Here is an 11,209-nt window from a genome sequence, read left to right as displayed (position 1 = left end):
CTATCTTTGGCCGTTATTCACGCCATCGACCCTTTATTTGGAGGGCATATCCCTTGAGAACCCGGCATCAGACGCGACGCGAACTGGACAAGATCGACCGCCACATCCTGCGCATCCTCCAAGCCGAAGGGCGCCTGCCCTTCACCGAGCTGGGCGAGCGCGTCGGCCTGTCGACCACGCCCTGCACCGAGCGCGTCCGGCGCCTGGAGCGCGAAGGCATCATCATGGGCTACTCGGCACGTCTGAACCCGCAGCATCTGAAGGCGGGGCTGCTGGTGTTCGTCGAGATCAGCCTGGCGTACAAGTCCGGCGACATCTTCGAGGAATTCCGCCGCGCCGTGCTCAAGCTACCCCACGTGCTCGAATGCCACCTGGTGTCCGGTGACTTCGACTACCTGGTCAAGGCGCGGATTTCGGAGATGGCCTCCTACCGAAAATTGCTCGGCGACATCCTGCTGAAGCTGCCGCACGTTCGCGAATCGAAGAGTTATATCGTGATGGAAGAGATCAAGGAATCCCTCGACCTACCGGTCCCGGACTAGAGCCGATGACGGCCAGTTCTGCGGCCTCGTCGGGCAGCCTGCGAGGCACCGCTGGTCATGCCCGGCTTTGCTCCGCGGCCTCGCTCCGGTCTACCCTAGGCGCATGCAGACCTCTCATGACACCTTGATGAATCAACGCGCATCCGCGCCGAACGGCGCCGTACATGCACCCTCCTACTATGCCGCGAGCGTCAATCGCGAACTGGCCTTCGAGCCGTTGCAGGGCGAGCAGCGGGCCGACGTATGCGTCGTCGGCGGTGGGTTCTCCGGCCTCAACACGGCCATCGAACTGGCCGAGCGGGGCCTCAGCGTCATCCTGCTGGAAGCGCACCGAATCGGCTGGGGCGCCAGCGGGCGCAACGGCGGGCAACTGATCCGCGGCGTCGGCCATGACGTCGAGCAGTTCAGCAAGATCATCGGCGAAGAAGGCGTCGATGAACTCAAGCGCATGGGCTTCGAAGCCGTCGACATCGTCCGACAGCGCATCGAGCGCTACGCCATCGACTGCGACCTGACCTGGGGCTATTGCGACCTGGCGACCAAGCCACGGCATCTGAAAGGCTTCGACGACGAGTACTCCGACCTGCTGCGCCTCGGCTATCCGCATCCTTTGCAGCGCGTGTCGCGTCCCAACCTGGTCACGGTGGTGGGTTCGCAGCGTTACCTAGGCGGCCTGCTGGACATGGGCTCGGGCCACCTGCACCCGCTGAATCTGGCACTCGGCGAGGCGGCGGCGGCGCAGTCGCTGGGCGTGCGGCTGTTCGAGCAGTCGGCGGTCGAGCGCATCGAGTACGGCCCGCAAGCCAAGGTGCATACGGCTCAGGGCGTGGTGCACGCGGACAACCTGGTGCTGGCCTGCAATGCCTACCTCAACGGTCTGCAACCGAAGCTCGCCGGCAAGGTGCTGCCGGCCGGCAGCTACATCATCGCCACCGAGCGGCTGCCCGAGCCGCTCTGCCGCGAGCTGTTGCCGCAGAACATGGCGGTCTGCGATCAGCGCGTGGCGCTCGACTACTTCCGTCTCAGCGCCGATGGCCGACTGCTGTTCGGCGGCGCCTGCCACTATTCCGGCCGTGACCCACAGGACATCGCCGCCTACATGCAGCCGAAGATGCTCGAGGTATTTCCGCAGCTGGTCGGCATCGGCATCGACTATCAGTGGGGTGGGATGATCGGCATCGGCGCCAACCGGCTGCCGCAGATCGGTCGCCTGGCCGAACATCCCAACGTGTTCTACGCCCAGGCCTATTCCGGCCACGGGCTGAATGCCACGCACCTGGCCGGTCGCCTGCTTGCCGAAGCCATTGCCGGCCAGCAAAGCAGCGGCTTCGATCTGTTCGCCAAAGTGCCGCATCCGACCTTCCCCGGCGGACCGGCACTGCGCTCGCCACTGCTGGCGTTGGGCATGCTCTGGTATCGACTGAAGGACCGATTCTGAATTTTCGGACGAAGCGCAACGTCCAAGCATGAATGAAAGGATGCATACCCGGAGAAACCTTGCGCACTTACCTGACGCTCCTGCTGCTATTGCTGCTGGCCGGTTGTGCCAGCCACCCCACGCCAACCGAGTCCTATTCCGTGGCACCGGACGCGTCGCCGCTTGGCCGGCGCATCCAGCAGCTCGCCACCGAGCACGCGTACGGCCACTCGGGTTTTCGCCTGCTACCGGAGAGCACCGAAGCCTTCGCCGCACGCACCGAGATGATCCGCGCGGCGCAGGTCAGCCTCGATATCCAGTACTACATCGTCCATGACGGCCTCACCACACGTGCGCTGATCGACGAAGTGCTGCAAGCCGCCGACCGCGGCGTGCGCGTGCGGCTGCTGCTGGATGACACCACCAGCCATGGCGAGGACTATCGCATCGGCACTCTGGCCGCGCACCCCAATATTCAGATCCGCGTCTTCAACCCGCTTCACCTCGGCCGCAGCAACGCCATCACCCGATCCATGGGACGCCTATTGAACCTTTCGCTGCAGCATCGGCGCATGCACAACAAGCTGATGCTGGTCGATGGCAGCCTGGCCGTCGTCGGTGGACGCAACCTCGGCGACGAGTACTTCGAGGCCGACCAGGCGATGAACTTCACCGACATTGACCTGCTTGGCGCCGGCCCGGTCGCCGAGCAGCTCGGCAAGAGTTTCGACCGCTACTGGAACAACCAGCTGAGCGTGCCTATCCAGCATTTTCTCTGGTGGCAACCGAAACCGCGCCAGCTGGACAAGGCGCGCCAGCAGCTGAGCGACTATCTGCAGCAGGCCAAACAGGAAAACAGCGAGCAGTACCAGCGCCTGATGCAGTACAAGCAGCGCCCGCAATTGCAGCAGTGGCTGGACGAACTGACCTGGGCACCAGGCAGGGCGATGTGGGACGCGCCGGAAAAACTGCTCGCCGAAGGCGTACCGGCGGCATCGCTGCTGCTGACCACGCAACTTGCACCGACCATGCAGGCCGTGAGCAGCGAGCTGACACTGGTTTCGGCCTACTTCGTGCCGACCGATAGCGGCGTGGACTACCTGGCGGATCGCACCGGCGCGGGCGTGACCGTGCGCATCCTCACCAACTCACTGGAGGCCACTGACGTGCCGGCCGTGCATGGCGGCTATGCGCCCTACCGCGAGGCCATGCTGGAACTCGGCGTGCGCCTGTTCGAACTGCGCCGGCAGCCGGAGCAGGAAGCCTCTTACAGTTTTCTCGGCGAGTCGGAATCCAGCCTGCATAGCAAGGCAGCGGTATTCGACCAGCAAAAGGTTTTCATCGGCTCGCTGAATCTCGATCCGCGCTCGGTGCTGTGGAACACCGAGGTGGGGATTCTGGTGGAAAGCCACGAACTGGCCCGCGAGGTCCACCGCCTCACGCTGGAGGGTATGTCGCCGGCACTGAGCTACGAAGTTCGCCTGGTGGAGCGCGACGGCCGCAAGCAGCTCACGTGGATCGCCGAGGATGGCGGCCGGCTGCGCACCATCGAAAAGGAGCCAGGCGGGCTCTGGCGACGCTTCAACGCCTGGTTCGCCGACGTCATCGGCCTGGAGAAGATGCTTTAGTGGCCTGTTTGGTAAGTTCGGTTGGTCATTTCGGCACCCATGGCCCAATGCCGCGTTGTTGCTCCTTGCCATAGGCCCGCTATAACCCGTCGCAGCGCCTTGTCCCGGAGCCATGTTCAGCCGAACTTGCCTCAACCAACTCACCGCACAGGCCACTAGGTTCGCAACAAGCTGCCGCACGATGTCGTCCGTTTGGCTACAAGCCGTCACAAATCATTCTTTGGGGTGATACCACTCGGCCAGCAGTCCGTTAGGCTCCAGCGTGCTGCTGCCATGCACGCATAGCTTCTATAAAAATAAAAAGGAGCACGACAATGGACCGTTTAACTCGCTTCTGGCTATTGCTGATACTCGTAATGCTGCCCGGCTTTACCGAGGCGGCCCCGCCCGAAACCATCTCTGCGCTGCAGAACTTGCAGATCCACGCCAATCGCGCGACCAGCAGCCTGCTGCTCTACCGCGGCGAAGGCTTTCAGAAGGCGCACCTGTTGCGTCTGGAAGACGACATCCGCGCGCTGAATGCAGCCCTGCTCAATGTCGCCAATCCCACCAGCGCCCTGCGCGAAAGTCACCAGGAGCTTCAGGCTCGGCTGCGCGAAGGCGCCGGCTTCGGCTACGAAGAGGAGGACATGCCCTGGGGCTGGCCGCTGGAGATGAGCAAGGCACTGCGCGACTTCCTCACCGCCGTTCGCGCGCAGCAAGGCGCGGACGCTCAGGCCGAACTGCCAGCCAAGGTTGAATACCTGGCCGTTCAATACCTCAGCCGTGCCTACATCGGCTCGTTCGAGATCGCTCGCGAACAGCCGGACACCTATCTCGGGCAGGACGAGCGCCACCTGGTGCCGGCGATCGACGCTCAGCTGGCCGAACTGGATGGCAAGCGCGATCCCGCGCTGGCCAAACTCAAGACCCGCTGGGATTTCCTCAAGGTGGCGCTGGAAGACATGAACAGCGGCAGCAACAACTTCACAACCGCTTCAGGCCGACCGTTCGCGCCGATCATGGTCGACCGCCATGCACGCAGCCTCAGCGATCAGTGGATGGCGGCCAAGCCCTGACTCAGCCGTGGGCGGCTGAGTCGCGCAGACGCACAGGACCGACCCGCGCCTCGATGGCGAGGCGCAACGGCTCACGCAGGCCGAGCATGAAACCAAGCTCGGCGGCGACGAACAGCGGCCCGATGACCAGCCCGGTGAGATCGTCGACGAATGCCGGCTTGCGCCCCTCGAAGTAGTGCCCGATGAACTGGATGATCCAGCCGAGTACGGACAATCCCGCGCCAACGCCCAGCCACAGCGCCATCGTTGCGCCGGCCAGAACTGCGCCCAGCCATACGCAGAGCAGCAGCACGGCGCTCATCAGTAAGCCGTAACGCAGATCCAGACGAAGGTAGAAAACCGCAGCGGCGAGCGACACCAGTGCCGCCGGGCTTAGCCACAACCCAGCCCATTCGATGCCCGGCCGCGACAGGAGGATCGCCACTGCCAGCACGATCAGCGGAATGCCGATGAAATGGGTCAGGAGGTTGCGTGGATCGCGATGATAGGCCGCGTACTGTGCCAAATGATCAGTGAGGGTCTTCATTGGCGGCATCTCCGGAAGTCGCGTCTCACCAAGCTTAGTCGGTCGCAGCGACTGGAGCGCCGCCGGACACAGGGCGATCGCGCCAACATCGGTGGTTGCCGGACTATTGCTCGGGACTATTGCTCGGGACGATAGCCCAGCCGCAAACCGCCCCAGTGACGCCCACCGACCATGATCGGCACGGACAGGTCGTGCATCAGCTCCCCGGTATCGCGACTGTAGGTCTGCAACAGCAGGCGGCGCTGATGGCTGCCGCAGCGACCGCCGGTGTGATCGTTGAACAGGCGCTTGCTACGGCTCTTGACCCGATCGATCTCCGGGTTGCCCACCGGCGGCTGGCTGAACGCGCGGTTGTGGGTCGGCACGTAGCCCTCCGGCGTCGTGGCGATGGCGTAGACCAATGCGGGATGCTTCTGCAGCACCGGCTCCTGAATCGCTGGCAAGACCTCGTCGGCATAGCGGTCGAAGCGGGTCTGATACTTCACCGGATCGGTATTGGCCTGCGCACGGTAATTGCGGTCGAACAGGTCATCGAGACTGACGCGTCCGGCCTGGATATCGGCCTCGAAACGCGCGCTGATGGCCGCAGCCCCCTGACGCGCCAGGTCGAACATGGTCTGGTGATAATCGTCGAGCTGGACCTCGGCCAGTTGCTCGCTGGCGCTTTCGGCCTGGGCCACCAGGCGTTCCGCCGCCTGCTCGAGCTGGCGGGTCTGCTCCTCGCTGTCCAGGGCATCGGTGCGCAGCTGATCGAGGGCGACGAACTGTCCGGTCAGGCGCTGATGGTTGTCGGCGGTGCCGGTGGTGATCTGCTCGACCTGGCTTTCGACGCTGCCGGCCAGTTCGGCGATGCCGCTGAGCTGCTCACCGGTGGTGGCGATCTGCTCGGCCGCGGCGTCCAGCTCGTTGCCCTGGCGCTGGATGTAGCTGACCACTGCTTCGCTTTGCTCGCGGATGTCGGCCACCATGCGACCGACCTCCTCGGTAGCGCTGGAGGTGCGCGCCGCCAGACTGCGCACTTCGTCGGCGACCACGGCAAAGCCGCGACCGGCCTCACCGGCACGGGCGGCCTCGATGGCTGCGTTCAGAGCCAGCAGGTTGGTCTGGCTGGCGATGGACTGGATCACGTCGGTAATGCGGCGGATTTCCTCCGTCCGCGCCGACAGCCCATCAATCAGCTCGCGGCTGGCGTGGGTCTGAGCACTCAGCTGTTGCATGCGTTCGATGGCGCGCTGCAGTTCGGCTTGCCCGGTATCGCTGCGCTCGCGCACCGCTTGCGCGGCATCCAGTGTGTGGCGGGCCCGCTCGGCGCTGTCCTGCTCGGTGGCGGCGATAGCCTGGGCACCATTGGCAATTTCGCTGACAGCCTGCAGCTGCGACTTCAGGCGGATGGCCAGCTGCTCGGCGCTGAAGGCGACCTGGGCAGCAGACAGGGCGTTGTGGCAGGTACTGCGCGAAAGATTCTTGGTCAGCTCGGCGAAGCTCTGCGGCGCCCCGTCGGCAGGCGGGGCGCCGCCGGCCACCACACCCCACGAGGTGAACCAGGGCCAAAGCGCCGCCACCATCAGCAGCGCACCGGTCACAAGCAGGGGCGGTGCCAACCAGTAATGCACGAGCAGCAGACCGATGATCAGCACGGCATGGAACACGGCGGCCTTGGGGTGGCGGTTGGCGGGGCTCATGGTCGGCCTCTTGTTCTTGTCGGATCGATCCGACGTTGTACGCATACCCTCCAATAAAGAACAGTAGTGCCTTAGTAGCAACGTGCCGTCATCGGAGGCTCACCCCAGTCTTAACGGCCGCCGCCGCACAAACTGAAGCGATCCACCTCATCTCGAGTCACCGTCGGTCGTCAGCCGGCGACCGGACGATCAGGCGCGGTCAGCGGCAGGCACAACCGCACGCGCCGGCGCAACCAGGGACTGGGGCGATAACGTGCCTCGCCGCCATAGCAACTCTGCATCGCCTCAAGGATGGCGAGAATTCGCCCCGCACCGTAATGCTCGGCAAAGCCCAGCGGCCCTTTCGGATAGCCCAGCGCCAGGGTGATTGCGCGGTCGAGTATCTGCGGGTCGGTAATGCCCTTCTGTGCGATCTCGCAACCGAGATTGACGATGCTCGCCACCACCCGCTGACTGACGAAACCGGGCGAGTCGTTGATCACCTCCACCGGCACGCCATCGTGACTCAGGGCCTGTTGCGCCTGTGCTTCGAGCGCGGGGTCGAGCGCCGGTTGGCGCATCAGTACCCGGCGCCGATCGAAGTCGGCGAACAGGTCGAAGGCGATACTGCGGGTGGCGGGCAGATCAAGCCTGGCGATCATCGTGCTGGCATCCTCGCCCAGCGGGGTGATCAGGCAGATGGCGCGCTCAGACGGCACCTCACCGGTTTCCAGCTGGGTACCGGCCTCGCACAACAACGCCGCAAGCCGGCCACGCAGTTCGGCATCCTGACTGTCCAGCCAGAACGGGCGCTCGACGACTACCGGCCGCCGTTGCGGCTCCGGCGTGCGGATCTGCTGGCCGTTCTCGTAGCGGTAGTAACCCTGTCCGGTCTTGCGGCCGAGCAACCCCGCGGCGACCCGCTGCGCCGCCTGGTAGGACGGTGTATAGCGCGGGTCCTGATAGAACTGCTGATACACCGACTCCATCACTGCATGGGAAATATCCAGGCCGGTGAGATCGAACAGCTCGAACGGCCCCATGCGAAAGCCCGGCCCGTCGCGCAGGATGCGGTCGATCTGCTCGGCATCGGCGATACCCTCGGCAAGGATGCGCTGCGCCTCGGTGCTGTACGCGCGACCGGCGTGATTGACCAGAAACCCGGGGCTATCCGGCGTGATTGCCGGAAAGTGCCCAGCCTCTTCGGCCAGCTTGACCAGCCGCTCGATGACCTGCGGATCGCTGCGCTCACCGCGCACCACCTCCACCAGCTTCATCAGCGGTACCGGGTTGAAGAAGTGAAAACCGGCTACCCGCTCCGGGTGCTGGCAGGCCGCCGCGATGCGCGTGACCGAAAGCGACGAGGTGTTGGTCGCCAGCACCGCATCTTCGACGAGCAAGGACTCCAGCTCGATGAACAACGCCTGCTTGGCCTCGAGATTCTCGACAATCGCCTCGATCACCAGATCGCAGCCGGACAGATCGGCCAGCGCAGGCGCCGCCTGCATTCGGGCCAGCGTGGCGTCCAGTTCGGCGACGCTCAGACGCCCCTTGGCCACGCCGCGTTCTAGCAGCTCGCGGTTGAAGCGCAGCGCCTCGCTGATCGACGCGCTGCGTGCATCGTGCAACCAGACCTGCTTGCCGGCGCTGGCGAACAACTGCGCGATCCCGCGGCCCATGGCGCCCGCGCCGACGATGCCGATACGCTCAAACATGCAAACCTCCTAACGAGCAATGCGATATTCCGCAGTGCGGAACAAGATTCCATCGAATTGACCATGAGCGTAAAGACTGCCAATCTCCAGCGCAAGTCAGCCGCCGAACCCGCTCGCTCATGTCCGATCAGCCCTATCCAGCCGCCACACTGCAACAGGTCGAAAGCTCGTTGACCGGGTTCTTCCAGGACCTCGGTTGCCACCTCAAGGAGTACGGCCCGGAGCGCGCGGTGGTCGAACTGCTGTTGTTGCCGCGCCACCTGAACAACGCCAGCAACCTGCACGGCGGCGTCACGGCGACCCTGCTGGACGTGGCGATGGGCCTCTGCGGAACCTGGGTGGAACAGCCGGAACAGCGCCGCGTGGCGACCACGCTGTCGATGAACGTCAACTTCAGCGCACCGGCACCAGTCGGCAGCCGCATCCGAGCTGTCGCAGTCTGCCGCTCCGCCGGGCACAAGGTATTCATGGCCATCTGCGATCTGCTGGACGAAAAGGACCAGTTACTGGCCTTCGGCGAAGGCGTATACAAGCGCGGCAAACTGCGCAGCGAGCTGCCCTGAGCGATGCTTGCCCTGCTCCCGCTGGCGCTCGTCTGCGAGCTATTCGCGCTGGTAACGCGCCTGCAGTTGCCGAGCGTGATCAGTGGTGCGCTGCTGGTGCTGTTCTTCGCCTGGCACTGGCGCTCGCTGATGCCCTACCCGCGCCGGCTCGGGCTGGTCACGCTGGGGCTGTTCGCCTACTGGGCACTGCTCCGTGACCCCGACTGGCAGCAGACCCAGCGGATGCTCGGCGCGGCGGCCTACTACGGCGCGTTCATCGGCGCGCTCGGGCTTGCCCATTGCGCGGTCAAGCGGATGCCGCAGCTCGGCGAGCTGCATCGGCTCTTACTGCGGCTACCCCGTACCAGCCTCTATCCAAGCTACCTGCTCAGCACCTTTGCGATCAGCTCGGTGCTGAGCTTCGGCATGCTCAATCTGGTCTGCGGTTCACTGGAACGTTATCTGGATCGGCAGTCGTACAGCCCGACCCAGCGCCGCGAGGGCGCCAGGGGTGTGATGGTAACGGCCCTGCGCGGCTTCGCTCTGGTGCCCTTGCTGGCACCAACCAGCGTGGCAGTGGCGATCCTCACCCGCGAGTTGCCGGGTCTGAGCTGGAGCGCCCTGCTGCCATTCGGCCTGCTCTGCGGGGCAATCCTGCTTTTAGTGGGCTGGCCGATGGAAAACCATCGTCTGCGGCAGCTGCGAGAAACCGATGCCCCGGCAAGCGGCTCGAGCACTGCCGGGTCGGCAATGGGGCTGCGCAACCTGCTTTATGGCAGCGTGCTCGGCATCCTGCTGATCGCGCTGCTGGCCAGCCTGACCCCACTGTCGGCGACCCAGGCCGCCATGCTGCTGGTGCCGCTCGCGGTGGTCGGGCTGCTGCTGTATCAGGGTGGATCGCCAACAACGGTCTATGCCGAAGTACGCGACACCCTGGCCGGCATGCGCAACGAAACCTTCATCTTCGCCTGCTCGGCACTGCTTGGCGGGCTTACGGCTGCGCTGGTCCCGGTCGAACGACTCGCCAGCCACTTCAGCAGCACGCCGTTGGCGCTGTTCGGTCTTGGCAGTGCCGGCATGCTGGCGATGATTGCCCTGGCCCTGCTCGGTGTCGCGCCGATCATCTCCCTAAGCCTGTGCGCCGCACTGCTCGCGCAGCTGGCCGGACACGGCGTGGCGATCATGCAGCCGGCAGTGGCGCTGCTGATCGGCTTTTCGCTGGCCATGCTGCTGTCGCCCTATGGCCCCTCGGCACTGATGCTGGCGCGCCACGCGCAATTATCTCCGTGGCGCATCGCCTTCGGTTGGAACGGCCGTTTCGTGCTGCTGGTGCTCGGCCCACTGCTGCTGGTGCCGCTGCTGGCGTAGCGCTCACATCCAGCCGTGCTCGGCCATCGACAGGGGCTCGCCGTCACCGACGATGAAGTGATCGAGCACCCGCACATCGATCAGCGCCAGCGCTTCTTTCAGCCGCAGCGTCAGTTGACGATCCGCCTGGCTTGGCTCGGCGACGCCGGAGGGGTGATTGTGCGTGAGGATGACCGCTGCCGCATTCTGCGCCAGGGCACGCTTGACCACCTGCCGCGGGTAGACGCTGGCGCCATCGATGGTGCCGTGGAACAACACCTCGAAGGCCAGCACGCGATGCTTGGAGTCGAGAAACAGACAGCCGAACAGTTCGTGCGGCTCATGCCGCAGCCGCGCCTTGAGGTAGTCACGCACCGCCTGCGGCGACTCCAGCGCCGAATCGCGGCGCAGCCGCTCGGCCAGATGCCGGCGGCCCATCTCCAGCACCGCCTGCAGCTGGGCAAATTTCGCCGGCCCCAGGCCAAGATGCGCGCTGAACTGATCGAGCTCCGCCTCCAGCAGCGCGCGCAGGCTGCCGAACTCGGCGAGCAGGTGCCGCGCCAGATCCACCGCGCTTTTGCCGGCAACCCCGGTGCGCAGGAATATCGCCAGCAATTCGGCATCGGAAAGCGCGGCAGCGCCCTGTTCAAGTAGCTTTTCCCGCGGCCGCTCCGCCGCCGGCCAGTCACGTATGCTCATGTCCTCTCCCTGTCGAGCAAGCCCACTTTTCCGCTGTGGGCGCTGTGCTATCTTAGCCCGTCATTTTTCCGGGG

Annotated in this window: 10 protein-coding genes; 6 read left to right on the top strand and 4 right to left on the bottom strand. The window is 64.9% G+C overall.

Annotated features, from left to right (window positions below; translation table 11 throughout):
- Positions 1-53 precede the first annotated feature (53 nt).
- The 4 genes from BM275_RS14365 to BM275_RS14350 all read left to right on the top strand — a co-directional run bounded on the left by BM275_RS14365 (position 54) and on the right by BM275_RS14350 (position 4,645).
- The gene (locus tag BM275_RS14365; RefSeq protein WP_003295466.1) at positions 54-542 is read left to right on the top strand and encodes an Lrp/AsnC ligand binding domain-containing protein; all 489 of its coding nucleotides are present in this window, start codon (positions 54-56) and stop codon (positions 540-542) included.
- Between the two features lie 127 nt (positions 543-669).
- A complete protein-coding gene (locus tag BM275_RS14360) occupies positions 670-1,980 on the top strand; it encodes an NAD(P)/FAD-dependent oxidoreductase (protein ID WP_090521938.1) in 1,311 nt (436 codons plus the stop codon).
- Positions 1,981-2,039: 59 nt separating this feature from the next.
- Complete coding sequence (locus BM275_RS14355; RefSeq protein WP_090521936.1) at positions 2,040-3,587, top strand: phospholipase D family protein; 1,548 nt, start codon at positions 2,040-2,042, stop codon at positions 3,585-3,587.
- A 314-nt stretch (positions 3,588-3,901) separates the two neighbouring features.
- Positions 3,902-4,645, top strand: coding sequence for a hypothetical protein (locus BM275_RS14350; RefSeq protein ID WP_090521934.1), 744 nt, complete (start codon positions 3,902-3,904; stop codon positions 4,643-4,645).
- Between the two features lies 1 nt (position 4,646).
- Here BM275_RS14350 and BM275_RS14345 read toward each other — a convergent pair whose 3' ends face one another.
- The 3 genes from BM275_RS14345 to BM275_RS14335 form a co-directional block, all read right to left on the bottom strand.
- Positions 4,647-5,171 (bottom strand): Mpo1 family 2-hydroxy fatty acid dioxygenase, encoded by a 525-nt coding sequence (locus BM275_RS14345; RefSeq protein ID WP_090521932.1) that lies wholly within the window; start codon positions 5,169-5,171, stop codon positions 4,647-4,649.
- Between the two features lie 116 nt (positions 5,172-5,287).
- A complete protein-coding gene (locus BM275_RS14340) occupies positions 5,288-6,853 on the bottom strand; it encodes a methyl-accepting chemotaxis protein (protein WP_090521930.1) in 1,566 nt (521 codons plus the stop codon).
- 170 nt (positions 6,854-7,023) lie between these two features.
- Positions 7,024-8,547, bottom strand: coding sequence for a 3-hydroxyacyl-CoA dehydrogenase (locus BM275_RS14335; protein WP_090521929.1), 1,524 nt, complete (start codon positions 8,545-8,547; stop codon positions 7,024-7,026).
- Between the two features lie 119 nt (positions 8,548-8,666).
- Between BM275_RS14335 and BM275_RS14330 the strand changes: the two genes are divergently transcribed.
- Both BM275_RS14330 and BM275_RS14325 read left to right on the top strand, forming a co-directional pair.
- Positions 8,667-9,110 (top strand): PaaI family thioesterase, encoded by a 444-nt coding sequence (locus BM275_RS14330; protein ID WP_090521927.1) that lies wholly within the window; start codon positions 8,667-8,669, stop codon positions 9,108-9,110.
- A gap of 3 nt (positions 9,111-9,113) precedes the next feature.
- The gene (locus tag BM275_RS14325; protein WP_090521924.1) at positions 9,114-10,457 is read left to right on the top strand and encodes a hypothetical protein; all 1,344 of its coding nucleotides are present in this window, start codon (positions 9,114-9,116) and stop codon (positions 10,455-10,457) included.
- A 3-nt stretch (positions 10,458-10,460) separates the two neighbouring features.
- Here the strand turns inward: BM275_RS14325 and radC are convergent, their stop codons facing one another.
- Positions 10,461-11,135, bottom strand: a complete 675-nt coding sequence (gene radC, locus BM275_RS14320) for a RadC family protein (RefSeq protein ID WP_090521922.1) — start codon at positions 11,133-11,135, stop codon at positions 10,461-10,463.
- Positions 11,136-11,209 lie beyond the last annotated feature (74 nt).

This window comes from Stutzerimonas kunmingensis, assembly GCF_900114065.1.
Lineage (GTDB): Bacteria > Pseudomonadota > Gammaproteobacteria > Pseudomonadales > Pseudomonadaceae > Stutzerimonas > Stutzerimonas kunmingensis.
The sequence above is the reverse complement of the archived record's forward strand: the minus strand, read 5'-3'. Positions and strand labels throughout refer to the sequence as shown.

Excerpts from the sequence above, each read along its gene's own strand:
- BM275_RS14360 (WP_090521938.1), top strand. The coding sequence starts at position 670 with ATGAATCAACGCGCATCCGCGCCGAACGGCGCCGTACATGCACCCTCC.
- BM275_RS14350 (WP_090521934.1), top strand. The coding sequence starts at position 3,902 with ATGGACCGTTTAACTCGCTTCTGGCTATTGCTGATACTCGTAATGCTG.
- BM275_RS14345 (WP_090521932.1), bottom strand. The coding sequence starts at position 5,171 with ATGAAGACCCTCACTGATCATTTGGCACAGTACGCGGCCTATCATCGC.
- BM275_RS14340 (WP_090521930.1), bottom strand. The coding sequence starts at position 6,853 with ATGAGCCCCGCCAACCGCCACCCCAAGGCCGCCGTGTTCCATGCCGTG.
- BM275_RS14335 (WP_090521929.1), bottom strand. The coding sequence starts at position 8,547 with ATGTTTGAGCGTATCGGCATCGTCGGCGCGGGCGCCATGGGCCGCGGG.
- BM275_RS14330 (WP_090521927.1), top strand. The coding sequence starts at position 8,667 with ATGTCCGATCAGCCCTATCCAGCCGCCACACTGCAACAGGTCGAAAGC.
- BM275_RS14325 (WP_090521924.1), top strand. The coding sequence starts at position 9,114 with ATGCTTGCCCTGCTCCCGCTGGCGCTCGTCTGCGAGCTATTCGCGCTG.
- radC (WP_090521922.1), bottom strand. The coding sequence starts at position 11,135 with ATGAGCATACGTGACTGGCCGGCGGCGGAGCGGCCGCGGGAAAAGCTA.